This window comes from Camelimonas fluminis (assembly GCF_014656355.1).
Lineage (GTDB): Bacteria > Pseudomonadota > Alphaproteobacteria > Rhizobiales > Beijerinckiaceae > Camelimonas > Camelimonas fluminis.
On record NZ_BNCG01000049.1, the window covers coordinates 1 to 14,756 of the forward strand.

At 59.3% G+C, this 14,756-nt stretch carries 22 protein-coding genes and 1 other RNA gene; all 23 read left to right on the plus strand.

Annotated features, from left to right (window positions below):
- A partial coding sequence (locus IE243_RS23230; protein ID WP_210319927.1) for a hypothetical protein occupies positions 1–286 on the plus strand: 286 nt, incomplete at its 5' end.
- Between the two features lie 56 nt (positions 287–342).
- Positions 343–740: a transfer-messenger RNA gene (gene ssrA / locus IE243_RS20480) on the plus strand.
- Between the two features lie 674 nt (positions 741–1,414).
- Complete coding sequence (locus IE243_RS20485; protein ID WP_191321182.1) at positions 1,415–1,558, plus strand: hypothetical protein; 144 nt, start codon at positions 1,415–1,417, stop codon at positions 1,556–1,558.
- A gap of 71 nt (positions 1,559–1,629) precedes the next feature.
- Positions 1,630–1,896, plus strand: a complete 267-nt coding sequence (locus IE243_RS20490; RefSeq protein ID WP_191321183.1) for a hypothetical protein — start codon at positions 1,630–1,632, stop codon at positions 1,894–1,896.
- Between the two features lie 735 nt (positions 1,897–2,631).
- The gene (locus tag IE243_RS20495) at positions 2,632–2,868 is read left to right on the plus strand and encodes a hypothetical protein (protein WP_191321184.1); all 237 of its coding nucleotides are present in this window, start codon (positions 2,632–2,634) and stop codon (positions 2,866–2,868) included.
- 84 nt (positions 2,869–2,952) lie between these two features.
- The gene (locus IE243_RS20500; RefSeq protein ID WP_191321185.1) at positions 2,953–3,714 is read left to right on the plus strand and encodes an ASCH domain-containing protein; all 762 of its coding nucleotides are present in this window, start codon (positions 2,953–2,955) and stop codon (positions 3,712–3,714) included.
- Positions 3,715–4,049: 335 nt separating this feature from the next.
- A complete protein-coding gene (locus tag IE243_RS20505) occupies positions 4,050–4,475 on the plus strand; it encodes a hypothetical protein (RefSeq protein WP_191321186.1) in 426 nt (141 codons plus the stop codon).
- On the plus strand, positions 4,472–5,209 hold the full coding sequence (locus IE243_RS20510) for a hypothetical protein (RefSeq protein ID WP_191321187.1): 738 nt from the start codon (positions 4,472–4,474) through the stop codon (positions 5,207–5,209). The genes IE243_RS20505 and IE243_RS20510 overlap by 4 nt, the downstream gene beginning before the upstream one ends.
- Positions 5,210–5,219: 10 nt before the next feature.
- Complete coding sequence (locus IE243_RS20515) at positions 5,220–6,347, plus strand: hypothetical protein (RefSeq protein ID WP_191321188.1); 1,128 nt, start codon at positions 5,220–5,222, stop codon at positions 6,345–6,347.
- Positions 6,348–6,438: 91 nt separating this feature from the next.
- A complete protein-coding gene (locus tag IE243_RS20520; protein ID WP_191321189.1) occupies positions 6,439–7,665 on the plus strand; it encodes a hypothetical protein in 1,227 nt (408 codons plus the stop codon).
- A 49-nt stretch (positions 7,666–7,714) separates the two neighbouring features.
- Complete coding sequence (locus tag IE243_RS20525; RefSeq protein ID WP_191321190.1) at positions 7,715–7,927, plus strand: hypothetical protein; 213 nt, start codon at positions 7,715–7,717, stop codon at positions 7,925–7,927.
- A gap of 157 nt (positions 7,928–8,084) precedes the next feature.
- On the plus strand, positions 8,085–8,456 hold the full coding sequence (locus IE243_RS20530) for a hypothetical protein (protein WP_191321191.1): 372 nt from the start codon (positions 8,085–8,087) through the stop codon (positions 8,454–8,456).
- A 173-nt stretch (positions 8,457–8,629) separates the two neighbouring features.
- On the plus strand, positions 8,630–8,857 hold the full coding sequence (locus IE243_RS20535) for a hypothetical protein (RefSeq protein WP_191321192.1): 228 nt from the start codon (positions 8,630–8,632) through the stop codon (positions 8,855–8,857).
- 657 nt (positions 8,858–9,514) lie between these two features.
- Positions 9,515–9,958, plus strand: coding sequence for a hypothetical protein (locus IE243_RS20540; protein ID WP_191321193.1), 444 nt, complete (start codon positions 9,515–9,517; stop codon positions 9,956–9,958).
- Positions 9,959–10,104: 146 nt separating this feature from the next.
- On the plus strand, positions 10,105–10,599 hold the full coding sequence (locus IE243_RS20545; RefSeq protein ID WP_191321194.1) for a hypothetical protein: 495 nt from the start codon (positions 10,105–10,107) through the stop codon (positions 10,597–10,599).
- Between the two features lie 419 nt (positions 10,600–11,018).
- Positions 11,019–11,249, plus strand: coding sequence for a hypothetical protein (locus IE243_RS20550; RefSeq protein WP_191321195.1), 231 nt, complete (start codon positions 11,019–11,021; stop codon positions 11,247–11,249).
- A gap of 238 nt (positions 11,250–11,487) precedes the next feature.
- On the plus strand, positions 11,488–11,952 hold the full coding sequence (locus IE243_RS20555) for a macro domain-containing protein (RefSeq protein ID WP_191321196.1): 465 nt from the start codon (positions 11,488–11,490) through the stop codon (positions 11,950–11,952).
- A gap of 117 nt (positions 11,953–12,069) precedes the next feature.
- Positions 12,070–12,369, plus strand: a complete 300-nt coding sequence (locus IE243_RS20560) for a hypothetical protein (protein WP_191321197.1) — start codon at positions 12,070–12,072, stop codon at positions 12,367–12,369.
- Positions 12,370–12,610: 241 nt separating this feature from the next.
- A complete protein-coding gene (locus IE243_RS20565) occupies positions 12,611–12,934 on the plus strand; it encodes a hypothetical protein (protein ID WP_191321198.1) in 324 nt (107 codons plus the stop codon).
- 228 nt (positions 12,935–13,162) lie between these two features.
- On the plus strand, positions 13,163–13,417 hold the full coding sequence (locus IE243_RS20570) for a hypothetical protein (protein ID WP_191321199.1): 255 nt from the start codon (positions 13,163–13,165) through the stop codon (positions 13,415–13,417).
- A 55-nt stretch (positions 13,418–13,472) separates the two neighbouring features.
- A complete protein-coding gene (locus IE243_RS20575; RefSeq protein ID WP_191321200.1) occupies positions 13,473–13,892 on the plus strand; it encodes a hypothetical protein in 420 nt (139 codons plus the stop codon).
- Between the two features lie 127 nt (positions 13,893–14,019).
- The gene (locus IE243_RS20580; protein ID WP_191321201.1) at positions 14,020–14,457 is read left to right on the plus strand and encodes an Xre family toxin-antitoxin system antitoxin; all 438 of its coding nucleotides are present in this window, start codon (positions 14,020–14,022) and stop codon (positions 14,455–14,457) included.
- Positions 14,454–14,756, plus strand: a 303-nt coding sequence (locus IE243_RS20585) for an RES family NAD+ phosphorylase (RefSeq protein ID WP_191321202.1), incomplete at its 3' end; no start/stop codon positions are given. The genes IE243_RS20580 and IE243_RS20585, both read left to right, overlap by 4 nt.

Below are 14,756 nucleotides of genomic sequence, written 5' to 3' on the forward strand. Positions count from 1 at the left end.
TGCAGTCGATCTTCCTACATCAGCAATCAACGCAGAAGGTGGGAGCAGGACAGCGGTTACCGCTGTTCACGCCGTTCTCCATGACTGCGATGACGGGCTCCCTGGCGAATACGCACAGTGCGAGGGTCATGACGCAATGGACCCGGAGCAGCTTGCGGCCGAGGAACATATGCTCGACACGATCCTGCAGCTTCCACCGTCGCCGCTCGATGTCTACGACCGCTCCGAAACGAGCTCCATCGACACCGCAATCGGCGCCGGCCACCCTGGTCGTTACCTGCACTAAAGCGGGCACGCTGGCGACCCCGAAGGTCTCACGGCCTGACGCGCCAGAAAACGAATTTAATTTGACGGGTCACCAAACCCCGTTAGAATAATGGAATTCAGCAACCGCCTTGGCGTGTTGCTGACGTGCCGAAGACCAAACCAGGTAATGCATCAGGACGCGGGGGCGGTACCCGCCGCCTCCACCAAATCCAGCGTTGGCATCAGATAGTCGGGTAATCGACAATGACCTGATGCAGCATATGGGGCGGGCTCCGGCCCATTGCCATGAACGCAGGATTTGATGGGGGCGAAACAGGATCGACTGGGCATGAATGGATGCGAGAGGCGCCGGCAAGGAACGGCCGACAATTAGTCCAAACCCAAAAAATGCCAACGACAACGTTGACATGGGTCGCGCCCTCGTGGCGTGACTGACCGGGGCTCGGGGAAGCCTGGCAACAGAACCGGGGGCTTCGGCCCTCGGCCCCAATTTATTCAATCACTTGCCGCATCCTTCGCATTCCGCTTTCGCATCTCGCCGGGGGTGTCAGGCCACCTCAGGTCTCGCCAACTGATAGCGACCCCAACAGGGACCGCATCCAATAAAATATTTGATAAAAATAAGCTGATTTTTACAATGCCCGGTTGACCGAAACCGCAACCACCGGTATTCTCCACAAATCACCTCAGGCGCGCCCGCTCCGACCACGGATGTACTGGCGCAGCGGAAACTCTGAGGTAAGTGGCGAGTTGCAAGTGAACTCATTCCATGAATGAGCCTTGCCACTAAAACTGGAGTGCCTCCTACCCGGGAACCCCGCTCCAGGCCACGGAATTCGGCCGATACGGCCACAAAAGGATCGTCGCTGGTCAGCCCCCGGCGCGATGTAAGGAGGTGGGTTTCAGCCCCCCGGCCCTTTTGCCCACCTCCTTACGCCTCCTTCATTTCTGACCCCGCCTCCTCAGCTTTTCTTAAACCCGCCTCGCGCGGGTTTTCTTTATTGCACGTACACCAGTGCTGCCACGTGTTCTACGCCCCAACGGCGGGGACGCCAACCTCCAAACCGGAAGTGCTGCGTCTTCAACCAAGTTCTAAATCCCTGTAAATTTAATCGGGATTTATCAATCGGCTCCCCGGAGAATGAAAATGATCAAGCTCCCCTTTGAGCGTTCACGCTCCCACTTTCATGCCGATGACGACAACCTTTCGCTTGCCGGCTCAATGGCGATCGGGCTCGCCTTGCTCATTTTCGCCAGCTACCTCCAACTGAGGATCTTCGGCTTACTGTAGCGACCTAACGGCGCACCCCACTGGCTCGCCGGTACCGTTTTGCCCCCAATACAGCCACCCACAGGTATCCCATGTCCGACCGCGATGCGCACCCTCACTACAACCGGCAGAACTATCCCCATTTTATCTGCCATTCCTCTGGCAATTTCGACATTTACGCGAGGGCTGACGGCAACTGCGCCTCGATCCCAACGGAGTCGGGAGCGTGCGACGGGTGCCACGCGACGCACTTCGGCGATCTGAACTACGTCAAGGTGACGCTCGGCGTTGACGCCGCTGCAATTTTGCACGAGGCCCTATTCCGATTCGGCATGCAGCATGGATACCTGAAAGGCTAGACCTTTCCATCCGCCGCCGAGCGGATCTCCAGCCGGATCTCCAGCGACCATATCCACCGAAACCGCCGCCCCACACACGCCGCCGGCGTCAAAAGAGGTGACACACGTGGCAAAACATTTCCGGGTCCTCGAAACAATCCAGTTGGTCCATTTCATCGACGCTGAGAGCGAGGATGAGGCAAAGCGCATCGCGGAGAGTCGTGGTCCCCTGGACCCCGATCCTGCATGGGACACCGACATTCTGAAGGCAGTTACGCGAACGGTGGAAGTGTACGATCCCGAGGGATAGTCTCGTGGCCAGCAGCTATCCCTGAAGAAGCCGAGCGGCGTTCCGCAAAACGGCACACGTCGGCTCCCCACCAGTGGGCATGCCGCTCTCCGAAAAAAACTGCTCTCGCCAGCAGGCGCTCAACGCGCCGGGTTCACTTTGGTGCATCTCTGAGAACGGGGCCCTTCCCGTTCGCACCGACGATATTCTCTCGCGCCACCACTGGCGAACACAAAGGACGCCATGGCCGTTTCCAAATCCAGATTTTCAAGGGAAACATCATGAGCTTTCGTGTTGAAATCAATTTCCATAATGCTGGCCCCCACACGATATGGGGGAAGCTGGCAGAGAAACTCGGCCGCGACCCAACGCGCCAGGAAGCAGCGGATGAAGTCCGGCGCATACTGGCTCAAACGGCCAGCGCGACCCGAGCTCCCGGACAACAGCGATAACCACGGAGGGAATGAATGACCATTATCGAGAATGGTTCCGCAACTGCCACCGCGGCCATCCCTGAATCCACTCTGGCTACACAAGACCCAGCGGACGGTGATACCTCAACCGACCCTGAGGCCGTCGCGCTCGCTCGTGAACAGTATGCCTGTGACACGCTCGAAATTGATGAAAACGCCAAATGCAGTCATGGCGACGATGGGGTCTGGGTTCAGGCGTGGGTGCTGGTGCGCTTGCCAGATAACGATTGAGCACCACCATCTCAAAGCGCTCGGTGCACTTGAACTCATCGCCCGCCGAGCGCCCGTCTTCAAATCCCAACTTTGAGGCTGCAGATGGCGGACAGACCAATCCAGCTCCCCATGCCCATGATCAACGCGTTGCTCGATGGGAGGAAAACGCAGCTACGGCAGAAACTTGATCTGCCGACCAAAGCTGCCTCCGGCGGTGCAATTTACGAGCGATCCGACATGGGCGGATGGGAACCAGGCATCTACGGCGGCCGGGGATGCTTCACCGTCGACAGGAATGGCACAAAACACCCCGCCCCCGAAATGGTCGGGCTGTATCACCGAACCTGCGGCGTCAGCATCCTGGCGCCCATTCAGGTAGGAGACCAATTTTGGGTACGCGAAGTATGGTGTGACCTGACCACCACCCACGGTCGCCAAACTGAGACCTACAATAGCGTAACCGGGCTGTATGAGCGCCGCGTCCAGCCCTTCATATGGTATCAGGCCGACGGCGATCAGCCGGACATAGGAAACGGCGCCGCAAAAATGGCGTCATGGCGCTCACCGCGCCGCATGCCGCGATCAGCGTCACGGCTAACCCTTCTGGTTACAGACGTTCGCGCTCAGCTGCTGAGCGATATCAGCGAGGAGGATGCCGTTGCCGAAGGTGTCGAACGTGACAGTGACGGCTGGCGCGACTACCTCATGCCATCAACGCAGTGCTGCTTCACCGCGCGCGACAGTTACAAGACACTCTGGGACAGCATGAACGGCCCTGGTTCATGGAACGCCACTCCATGGATCGCCGCCTACAGCTTCGATGTCGTTCGCGAAAACATCGACCGCTTCAACCGCTCAGCCTAGCGGACCGCCATTGACCAGAAACAGTGCCACCGCACATGGGTTTCCCCCCGCCTGTCCAGCAGATATATTGCGCTTAGGTCAGTTACCGGCGATTTTCCGGCAATGACGCGCCTACGCGTCCAGCATTTTATTAAAACGACCTCTCGCATCTGGACGCTGGGAGTGACGCAATCGGCACTTACGACCCGCTTAACGATCTATCCGGGAAAATGTGACCCAGTGAGGCCCCCAGCCTCAGGCCACCAAAGCCCCGATAGTGCCTCAACGGCCCAAAATCGCTGACATCCGTCCGATTGCGACACCGCCCCGGACGCATTTCCCAGGAGAAGATCGACATGAGCAGCAACATTGAAAACTGGAGATGGTGGTCTGGCGACAACGACGAAAATTTCCAGTGCGGACCGTTTGAAACCCGCGAACAAGCGATCTCCGCAGCACGCACCAATGGGTATGTCGATGCCGACGGTCGCGTCTACGTCATCGAGGCGCGGCAGCACGACCTCCGGATTGCCGACTATATCGCCCCCTCTGACCTGATCGAACGGATCGACCAGGAGTACGGCGAAACCCACGTTTTGGCGGACGATGATGACGGCCCTTGGTTTGAATGCACGCCTGCGCAGCAGAAAGAGCTGGTCCAAGCGCTGCGACAGGCCGCAAACGAGTGGCAGGATCGGCACAAATTGAAATTTGGCGGCCAGACTTTCACAGCGTCCCGCAATGGCCAGTACGCTGCATCCCTTCCGGAGAACACATCATGAGGACTGTGTCCGAAACCAGGCTCCTCCAAGAAACGCTCCGTTCGTTCTTTATGCGAGTGAACGGGTGGAACGGAGAGCGCTACGATGCCCGCGCATACGCCCTGGCACGTGAGGTTACAAAAATATTCCAGGAGGCGGAGGACACAACCACCGATCAACCACCGCTCCCACCGGACACACTCTGCGATCGCGAGGTTCCAAGGAAAGCAGCCAGCTATGCGCGCCTCGCAGGCATCTGTCGCCGGATCAACTGGCACAATGTCGGCGATCCGGCCATGGACGACGACCAAACCAAAGACGCCATGATCGAACTCACTGCGTGGCTTTTTGACGATTGCGGGATTAAAAACCCCTTTTCCATCGAGCCCGCTCCCGAAACCGGCGCCGAAAACAGCTTGCTTCGAATCGCCGTGGCCAGAATTATTGAGCCACGTCGCTTTCTGCTCCCCAACCAACAGTCTCACGAGCACGGCGCGTTTAATGACGATCCAACGATGCCGTCCAGGACATCAGTCATCCGTAAGGCTGACGACATAATTGCCCTCATCTCAGGCTACACCTTGCACGGCGCCCAGCCCGGCATCCAAGCCCCCGTTGGGCCGCCAGCCCGGGTGCCAGAAGCCTCATCTGTGGCTGACCCCGATCCAGCGCCCCGGCCCAACTGGCCAAACCTGGCCGTGGACTCCGCCGCAGTCACCATCGCAGCCGCGGGCAAGCGGCAACCCGATGGATAAAGGAGAAGCCATGAACGTCGCATCCGACAACAATCTGGCCGCCACTCTGGCGGCCCAGCTGACCCGCGATGCGGCGTTAGGTCAGCCTGCCCACAGCCATCATGACGTTGGCGATATACTTGAGGCTCTGATCGGCGCGGTTCGGGACAGCGAGCGCGAACGCTGTGCTCGTATTGCAGAGAGCCAGTCGACTGACACCGTCACCTCCGAGTTGGTGCAGCGACGCATCGCAGCGAGCATACGTGCGTCGAATGCCGAAGGTCAGATCACGCTCAGCAACAAACTGACCCCCTTTCTGAACGATATGCATCCCACTTCCAACGCCGACGGCGCCCCCTCCGTTGCCGCCGGAACCATGTCGATATCCAACGCGTCGCCACCTTCGCTCCCGGCATCGACCGATCTCGCTGGGCAACTCCTGATCCACGTAGCGGAGCCGCTTTTCGCAATCATCGATCGCCTGGGCCGCCACAGAGCGACAATTCAGGTCAACGATCAGTCTGATGTCGCCCGCATCGCGGCAACGCTCCTCACGTACGCGGAGACGCAGCCCAACAACCAACTACGCATCTACATGAATCCAGCACTGACCCCCAACACCGGTGAAACACCAACGGGCGACCTCCAATGGACCGAGGGGACGGATTTTCAGCTCGCCCAACGTTCAGGCCACGCGTACGAAATCACTGAATCTGCGGACGGCTATTGCCTTACGTACAATGGGAATGCACTCTCCCAATCCACCTCCGACACAGTCCTGAAAGCTGAAGCAGAGGTGCACATGCGCTGCCAACTCGCGTACCCATCGGCCCGCGGCCAACGGCAGCCAGAATTTCATGACCTGCGCGACACGGACACCATGATAGACCGCCAAAGGGCTCTGAATATCGCCAGAACTGTGGGGGCCACCCCAGAACAGGCGGCGGCCATGGCAAGCCAGCTTGAAGATGCTTTTGCCGCCGTGCGGAACGAGGAACGAGAGAACTGCGCCTCAATGATCGAAAGCCACATGCTATGCGGCGAGGACGGCGAAGTACTACTTCCGAGGAAAAAGAACCCAGGTAACAAACTGGGTCTTGCGTATGCCAGCGCAATTCGGCGGGGGATCATTCCGGTTTGCCCCGATCCGGGGGCATAACCCCAAATATGAGTCCCCGCGCCGCTTGGCCCGGAGGACGCAAACAGCTCCTGTGCATCGCCCCAGAGGCTGCCCATCAACGGGATCCAGCATGGTCACTAGCAGCATCAAGCGGAGGATTTTCCGTGACTCCGGCCTTTCCGAAGCGGACGGCCACGTGCAATTCGACAATCGCTGGCACGACTTCGAGAGACGAATCCCGGAGGTGAACGAGCTAGCCCAACTGAGTGACCTTGAGCTTTGCACCTCACTCGGTCTCGACCAATCACTTTTCGAAACAGTCGTTACCGGCGCCATAAGGCAGTGGCGCGTCTCTCCCTCACGCTCGCTCATCCATATTCTGGATGGCTTCGGCGAGAACACTCCCTCAGGGCCTATCTTCGCAAGCGTGGTCGCCCAAAGCCGTGTGATTTTCGCGGCGGTCAAAACAGGCATTCTCCCTGCCCAGACCCTCCTGGCGCTTCGCGGCGCCAACGGAAAGCCCGTTCTCGTATCCCAGGACGCCCAAGCGGTCACAGTTGACGCAGACGGCGCCACCGCGCTTAATGAGATTGCACGGATGATGCGAGCTTGGGAACTCAGGAACCGGGCCCGCGCCGTAGCGCGGCTCATCAAAGTGCCACGGGTCCTGTTCCGCGGTATCCGGTCAGACGCTATCAGCGACACCTTTGAGCGAGAGCGCGACGAGCCATATGAACTCGCTCGGTCGCGCCAGATTGACAGACAGGCCGCCAGATTGAGCAGCGAGCCGCTCAGAACCGTTCTACACGCCCCAATACTCTCATTCTCGTCCACACCAGGGGTTGCGAACCGTTTTGCAAATGGTGAGGGGTTCGTTGTCGCGATCGCTCCTGAAGCTTTCTCGGTCGTGTGCGCCTGGGTTACTGACAAAGCCCTGGACGGCAAGGACGAGGCGCTCGGAATACACGAACGGGAATGGATAGTCCGGCTCTCTCCCGACCACATTGCGGCCCGGGAGGGGATCACGATAAGTGATCGAACGTATGCCATGGCCACAAACGACCCAACCGGCATCACAATGCTCCGTCACCACGACCACGCAACGTACGAGCTCGAGGGCCGAACCGTGAGAGCCCGGCACCGTTACAACCCAAGTGGAGTTGGCGGCCAGATTGTATTTTCAGTTGACAGAGATCACTGGGAAAAAGGACGTCGTACATACAAAAAAGATACCGGTTTCGATCCAGTTCCCGGGGGCGGACGCGAGGCAACGAACCTCATCTACTTCCATCAGGAGCCATTTTCCGACCGCAAGCGGTTCTACCAGACACACCCCCCAACGGATCCGCCACCCTGATGTTAGAGTGAGCCCAGCCCACCGTTCTGGCAGATCCGGAGAATGATAGATGGTAGCGATTTCCGCTCTGAAAATCGGCGACACAGTTTGGTCGGTGACCAGACAAAAATCTGGAAACACGACAATCACAAGGCAAGTATGCCATCCCGTCTATATCGTTGCCGTAGCGGATAGCCACGTGATCGCCCGCTGGAACGGGAATATGGCCCGCCGCTTCAGCACATCCCAGGTTGCGAAGTGGCGACGCACCAAGCCTGCCTGACCAAAGCACCACCTTTTGGCCGCTCTTCCTGCCCCATCTCCAGTGCAAGAATTACAGAGTGCCTCCCGATACCTCACGATATAGCCGTTCGGCTACACCGACACGCTTCCTCGCCGCACGGGCAACCCCACATAGCCCGAGTTTCCCGGAGCCCCCCATGACAACAGGCTTCCCAAACCCGGTTCATGTGGCGGGCCCGGCCGGCGTCACGCACCGCATCCGGGTCGCCACCAACAACGAACTCCAATCGATTGTTGCGTTCTGCAGGCTCGACGCGGTTCACAGACATCACCTGGTCGCCGTCCCTGGAGACAACCATGTCGTCGACCACTCAACGCCTGCGGCGTTCTACGACGCGGTCGGATATGATGAGGCCACCCGTCGCCTCTGCAAGAAGAACTACAGACGCCTCATGCGGCAGAAGCAGACACCCAACGGCGCACACCGGGACACCACCCACCTCCGTGTGCCGCTAGGAGACCGCAACACCCAGGAAATGATCGAGCCCGTGCATCCTGAGCCTCCTTAGGTCCTGGTGGCCCATATCCCAGCACGCCACCCCACCGCCGAAAGGCGGTTTTTTTTTATTCCCACCGCGTCACGCCAGCCGCGCCAGCGATCGGAAAACAGGATAGGTCAAAGGACCATGAGGCGAACCCACGGGTTTATAAACCCCAGAAATCGACGCCATGGAGCCGCCTCATGTCCCGCTCGATATTCACTCCCCATATCAGCACGACGCCCGCGACCTACCATCCCTTCAGCCCGCTCCTGCGCGGCGCGCGGACACCGGAATTCAACCGCAACATCCCATTCCGGAAGGCTTGCGTCTCTTCTTTGAAGGGCGCCGCCGAACTCGCTGCGCTGGCAGCATTTGCCGGAATCCTCTGCTGTGCAATCCTCACTGCCGCCACGGCGTTCGGCGCCTAGACCACCGCCTGCCTTTGCGCTCCTTGGGAAGGGGCACGCCATGCCTGATCGCACAGCCATTTCGATACCCTGGCGTAGCCAGCTCCTACGCGCAGAAACAGCGCCGCGAGATGGGTCGTACTTCCATGCGATTGAGAAGGGCCGCGTAACTCCCAACAAGTTCCGCTGGGACCCAGTAATGGGATGCTTCCTGAGCACGGACTTCGACTGCGTCAACGAACTGGCTGCTGGTGGCCAGCGGATACGAAAATCGGCCTTGAGGTCCGGCAACGCCACTCCTCCTGACAGCCAAAACGCGATGGATGAACCGACAGGGGCTGCCTCTTTGAGGCAGCCCCCTTTTTTCCCGGTGGCAAATCCGGAGAGAGATGTGATCACATGCTCTCCCGCTCAAACTCCTGATCGCCCTTCAGGATGACCTGCGACGGTTCGCCTCCACGCCGCCTGAACCCCAGCAGGTTGGCGACGGCCTTGCTCATATCCTCGGTACTCATGGTCCCGCACTCCCCATCGAGGAGCGCCGCAACCGCCTCGATTTCCGTCGGCCGCAGATCTCCCGCACTCGCTGGCGACCCTTCCCATCCACCTTCAAAGACCCTGACGCAATTTGACCTTGCCGGCAAAAATTGCACGAAAACCCCAACAAGCGAGGCCCCGATGCCGATCGATTTTTCAAAGCTTCTGACCTCGCGGGAAACACAGGCGGACCGCGAAGCCGCCGCGGCGTCATACGACGCCGGCCTGAGGGCCAAGGATTCGCGCTTCCGCGCCGAGCGGGCAACCAGGCACGCCTATATCAGGATCCAGGAAGTCAGCGGCCGTTGGACCATGGACTCCAGCTACACGGTCACTCTCCATGGACTTGATGCGCATGGCCGCCGCATCCGCGCGGAATACGACGTTCCGTCCGCCTATGGCCGTGACGTTGCGTATGCCGTATCCGCTTCCTTCAACAACGGCGACGAACTGTCCCTCCGCGGCTACTGGAAGGCCTACTCAAACAGGCAAGGCAAAAAGTTCTTTACCTTCAAGGCCCTCCATGCGACCGGCATCGATCTCGATGGGCTCTACAACAAAACGCAGAAAACTGTCGCCGCCTGAAGCGAAAGTTCACCCCGTGAGACGCGGCGCCAGCACGTCGTCATCGACAACACCCTCACAACCGCCACCCCCGGACTGCGCCTGAACGCAATACCAATCTTGCGAACGCAGGTGCATTTTCCCAACCACTCCGAAGAGCCAGCCGAATGTCATCCAGTTTGAACGATCCGGAGAATTTCCGGGGCCGGGTCAACTACGCCGCGGCAGTCATCTCAAACCTCCGAAACAGCACGCGCAGCTTCGATAATTGCTTCGAAAACAATGACGGCGACGTCGTGGCAGCCGCCCTCATGCGCCGAGCGGAGCGCAATCCAAAGCTAAAAGCCAACATTCCGCGTTACCTCAACATGGACATGGCTGAAGCCGCATTCGCGGAATACAGAAACGCCGATCTTCCAGCCGCTGCAAGAAAAATCCGAACCCGCAGCGCCTGGGCAACTTATCTGTTTTTCAACAAGGGGCTCTCACTCAACGATCTCGCCACCATGGCCGGAATAGCGGACCTGGCAAAATTCATGCATTCGTATCCGGACAACGATGACGGCATCGGCGCCGCGATGGCTGACCTTCGCTCAACGATCGCCAGAATGAAGAGCGAATGCGGCGAAGCGCCCCCAGCGCCATCTGCCGCCAGCAAATGACTTGCGCGCAGCAGGCATTGTAGCGAAACGAAAGCAGCACGGCGCTGCCGGCCGGTTCACCGCCGAGTCCCCGGCACCCCCCGGCCTTCAGGAGAAACGGTCGATGTCACAAGCCAACCACCCTGCTGCAAACCCCAGTGTTGCGATAATCACAGGCGCTCTCGGGGGAGGTCTCATCGGGATTCTCCTGATCGCCGCAGTAGTCGCATCCGGCTCAACCTTTGGCCAGCGCTGCAAAGCGATGTTCCCCGAAGATCCGGCCCGCATCGACCATTGCGTCAAGGAACTGACAGCCGGCCGATCCCCCTGACCGTTCGTCGACGCACGCACGTCGGCGCCTGCCCCCGAGCCCCCGACCTGTAACCTTGACAACTCCGCCTCCCAATTCGACAAAGCTTTATTCGAAAACGGAGACCCCCGTGACGACTGAGCAAATTTTCGCAAATTTAATTTTGCCAGCCGCAATCGCAGCCATTGGCTGGACCGGTGTTCTGTTACACCAGGTTTCATCCGTGCGATCTCGCATCTCAAACGGACAACTCCCGCAAGGGACCGCTGCCCTGAGTTTTGCAGACAAGGCCATCAGCACCGTTATTTTTGCGGTCTTCGCAACCTCGCTGGCGTTTGTCGTCGCGAACTGGGGCTCCTGATATCCCCACAGGCAGACCACAGTCAGTCACCCCATGCGGCTGTTTCCCATATCCCCAAGCTCGCCTGACGGCGAGCTTTTTCATTCTCGGAAAAATACGCAGAAATTTTTAGCTCCGCCTCTTCCCAGCATATCTGGGCAAAGGCGGGCCTATCGGATAACCATTCCCAATCGATATTGTCCTGAAAAATTCGATTTATTGGAATTTTGACCCAATCAACCCCGGGAAGGACCCCGCCATGGCCCGCGTCACCTACGTAACCGGGAATATCACCAATTCCTCCGCGTCGCTTCTGGTCAACACAACGAACTGTGTGGGCGTCATGGGCAAGGGCGTCGCCCTCGCCTTCAAGCAAGCCTTCCCCCACATCATGCCCATGTACCAGCGTGATTGCCGCGATGGCCTCATCCGCCCTGGAACTGCTCGCATCTACGAACTTCGTCGCGACCCCGACCGCACCAGCTTCTGGGCCTCGCTGGCGACCAAGGATCACTGGCGCGATCCCTCCCGCCTCGAGTGGATCGAGCCGGCGCTTCAGCAGCTTGCCATCCAGGCACAGCACATCGGCATCGACTCCATCGCACTTCCCCCACCTGGTTGCGGCAACGGAGGGCTCGACTGGCGTGTCGTAGAACCGATTGTCCTGCGCACTCTCGCCAATTTCGACCTCGAAATTTACGCCCGGTCTACCCTCGGCCGGTAATTCCGGACTGGCCCGCCGCTGGCGGGCCATCCGCTGCATCCGGTAACGATCGCCAAACTTAACCGGCCGCACAACAGAAGGTCGCCGGTTTCCACGTTCACCACCTGAGGATGGACCATGACAAAATCGGGAACCGGACTCGACATCCACTGGCTGGGGGGAAATTGCCCGGTTCAGGGCGAGGGGACCCTCGACGGCAGGGAGTTCTACTTCCGTGCCCGCGGTAGCCACTGGACCTTTGCCGTCGGCGGGGATGTCATTGCGTCTCCCGACTGGGTGCATGAAGAACCATATGGAACCGGTCCATTCGACGCCGGCTGGATGAGCGAGGACGACGCTCGCGCCTGCATCGCCAAAGCAACCGGCCTCTATCGCTCGGCAACATCCGGCAAAAGCAGGCCGGCCGACGCCTCCTGAACCACCCTCCATCGCGCCCACAATGCGCGCCTACCATCCCGAAGTGGGCCCCAGAGGCCCCCAACAGACAGGCTGTCGGCCCACTCTCCCGGAAGCACATCCGCACAAGCGGACTGCCGCGGCATGGGACTGAAAAACCCCAACGACGACGCACGACGCAGCCACCGCACGGCTGCGCTCCGTCGCGCCTCACCCCATCAAGTCCTTCCCGTCGCAGCATCAACCTCGCCAGGAGACACACATGATTTTCTCACCGGCAGGCGAAGAGCTCGATATCGAGTTTAACTCCCGTTTCGACTATGTTTCCGAAGCGTATGGCGCGACCGCCCGCGACTGCAACCAGATGGCCGAAGATGACGCGCGCTACGAAGACGAAGAGTTCTGGAAGCCGCAACAGCACGCATTCGGCCCCTACGTCTATCAGAAAGTCCCTCTCCGCCGTCGGGGCCGGCCCTCCGCCCCGGGAGCCGTAACGCCGGGACCCGATTGCTCGGCCCACTTTGGCCCTTTTGCGCCACTCACCGAGAAGCCTGCATACCACCTTCCGCACGGATTTCCGTTCTGAGCGTTGACTGATTGCGAGGTGATGCGCCCGCTACCGCGCGCCTCAAGCCCTCGATCCGGCGCGACACGTTCCGAAGTGCCCCCCGAGACTACGGAGCGGCTAGACGGGGCCCCAAATGGCTTCCTGGGCCAACATCCGCGTCACCAGCCTTCTCCTGTCGCGCATGAACCATGATAGATGCGTAAATTGCACGCCAAATTCCGAACGGTCCGAAATCGAAAGGATCCCATGCAACACAGACCTGCTACCTATCAGGATGCGGTGACGAAATCCCGCTATGGCCGAAAGACCTGGATCGTTTATCGCGATAAACTTGGCAAACAAATCATCGGCCGCTGGTCCACGGACCATGTTCGCTCAGCGCTACTCGCCGGCGGAACGAAAGTCCGCTTCACCCTTATCATGCATGGCATCCCTCATCTGATGAACTGGCGGATGGGCCTCATCATGCTAAGAAATGCCCGGGTCGGTGTTACCCCATGAAACGGTGGTTTCCCCGTTCCCCGAGCGCCGCCGCCTCGCTGCCAAGGAGAACCCATTGAAGACCCACGTCGAAATCTCGATTGCCGGATATGACGAACACAACGTCCTGCTTCAGGCGAACCACTTTCAGACGGGCGATATCATAGCCACCAACCTCACGTGTGACGAACTGTTCGCGTGCGAGGAATTGCGACCCGTGAACGTCATTTACCCAATCTCGGTACCGGATGTATCCATCCCTGGTCTGCGTGAGCAGTTTGCCGCTCTCTCCGCCCTCAGCAAAGAGATCGATGCCCTCGAGGATGAACGGGTGTCCACAACAAACACCGAGCGCTACAAATCGTTAACGTCGGCACACGGCCCCATTCGCTCAGCCAAACGACAGCTCGCAGTGAGACGGCTCATTGTCGCCTTCATGCTCGAAGCGGCTACAGGCGTGTCTCCACGCCGCTACCGTGACCTTGGCATATCCTAGAGAGGAAGGCCCCCGACCAGGTCCCCGCGTCTCACAAGCCGCGCAGGGAGTTTGGGCGTTCCCTCAGGCCTCTCATTGCCGTTCGGGCCACTTGGGTCTATATAATGGCTCAGTTGAGGTGAAAGAGATGAATCCCCAGTTCGCAGCCACAGACATCAGCAGCGTTCTTGGCCTCAAGGGCCAGCCAACGGCGACTTCCCCGTTTTCGTTAATGGAAACAATCGATCGTGGCCTTCCCGTTGCCGCGCTCGACCGAGTAGCCGGTCTTGTTGCGCCTGATGACGCACTGTTCAAGTACCGGGTGGTTCCAAAGGCCAGCTATGGCCGCCGAAGAACTGCGCACCGGCTTTCTGCTGAGGAAGGCCTCAAACTCACCCGGCTTGCCCGCGTGTGGAGCCTCGCCCGTGACGTGTGGAAGACCGACGCATCCGCCCGCGATTTCCTTTTCCGGCCCCATGCAATGCTGCAGGGAAATAAGCCAGTTGAAGTCGCCTTGCGCAATGAAATTGGGACAGAGCTGGTGCTCGATATCCTCTCCCGGCTCAAATACGGCGTCGCGGCTTGAGCCCTCAAAAGCTGGACCGGACCCTCAAGGCCTACCGCATCGGTGACCCCAACGGCGCCTTCCCGATTTTCGATGCCACGGGCTCCACAATTGCTCCAGGACGATGGAACACTCCCGGAAGCCCGGTGATATACGCTGCCGCGAATTTTTCGACAGCGCTCCTCGAAAAGCTGGTCTACGGCAGTGGGCAAATCCCACCAAACCAACACTATGTTGAAATTACAATTCCGGCCGGGGTGACCTACGAGGTTCTTTCCGAACCTTCGGTGCCCGGATGGGACGCCAGTCCTCCAACTGTA

What these genes read in the sequence shown, in the direction of transcription:
- IE243_RS20555 (WP_191321196.1), top strand. Translation starts at nt 11,488, where the DNA reads ATGGCCCGCGTCACCTACGTAACCGGGAATATCACCAATTCCTCCGCG.
- IE243_RS20565 (WP_191321198.1), top strand. Translation starts at nt 12,611, where the DNA reads ATGATTTTCTCACCGGCAGGCGAAGAGCTCGATATCGAGTTTAACTCC.
- IE243_RS20505 (WP_191321186.1), top strand. Translation starts at nt 4,050, where the DNA reads ATGAGCAGCAACATTGAAAACTGGAGATGGTGGTCTGGCGACAACGAC.
- IE243_RS20490 (WP_191321183.1), top strand. Translation starts at nt 1,630, where the DNA reads ATGTCCGACCGCGATGCGCACCCTCACTACAACCGGCAGAACTATCCC.
- IE243_RS20530 (WP_191321191.1), top strand. Translation starts at nt 8,085, where the DNA reads ATGACAACAGGCTTCCCAAACCCGGTTCATGTGGCGGGCCCGGCCGGC.
- IE243_RS20580 (WP_191321201.1), top strand. Translation starts at nt 14,020, where the DNA reads ATGAATCCCCAGTTCGCAGCCACAGACATCAGCAGCGTTCTTGGCCTC.
- IE243_RS20570 (WP_191321199.1), top strand. Translation starts at nt 13,163, where the DNA reads ATGCAACACAGACCTGCTACCTATCAGGATGCGGTGACGAAATCCCGC.
- IE243_RS20535 (WP_191321192.1), top strand. Translation starts at nt 8,630, where the DNA reads ATGTCCCGCTCGATATTCACTCCCCATATCAGCACGACGCCCGCGACC.
- IE243_RS20515 (WP_191321188.1), top strand. Translation starts at nt 5,220, where the DNA reads ATGAACGTCGCATCCGACAACAATCTGGCCGCCACTCTGGCGGCCCAG.
- IE243_RS20500 (WP_191321185.1), top strand. Translation starts at nt 2,953, where the DNA reads ATGGCGGACAGACCAATCCAGCTCCCCATGCCCATGATCAACGCGTTG.
- IE243_RS20495 (WP_191321184.1), top strand. Translation starts at nt 2,632, where the DNA reads ATGACCATTATCGAGAATGGTTCCGCAACTGCCACCGCGGCCATCCCT.
- IE243_RS20525 (WP_191321190.1), top strand. Translation starts at nt 7,715, where the DNA reads ATGGTAGCGATTTCCGCTCTGAAAATCGGCGACACAGTTTGGTCGGTG.
- IE243_RS20485 (WP_191321182.1), top strand. Translation starts at nt 1,415, where the DNA reads ATGATCAAGCTCCCCTTTGAGCGTTCACGCTCCCACTTTCATGCCGAT.
- IE243_RS20520 (WP_191321189.1), top strand. Translation starts at nt 6,439, where the DNA reads ATGGTCACTAGCAGCATCAAGCGGAGGATTTTCCGTGACTCCGGCCTT.
- IE243_RS20560 (WP_191321197.1), top strand. Translation starts at nt 12,070, where the DNA reads ATGACAAAATCGGGAACCGGACTCGACATCCACTGGCTGGGGGGAAAT.
- IE243_RS20545 (WP_191321194.1), top strand. Translation starts at nt 10,105, where the DNA reads ATGTCATCCAGTTTGAACGATCCGGAGAATTTCCGGGGCCGGGTCAAC.
- IE243_RS20540 (WP_191321193.1), top strand. Translation starts at nt 9,515, where the DNA reads ATGCCGATCGATTTTTCAAAGCTTCTGACCTCGCGGGAAACACAGGCG.
- IE243_RS20510 (WP_191321187.1), top strand. Translation starts at nt 4,472, where the DNA reads ATGAGGACTGTGTCCGAAACCAGGCTCCTCCAAGAAACGCTCCGTTCG.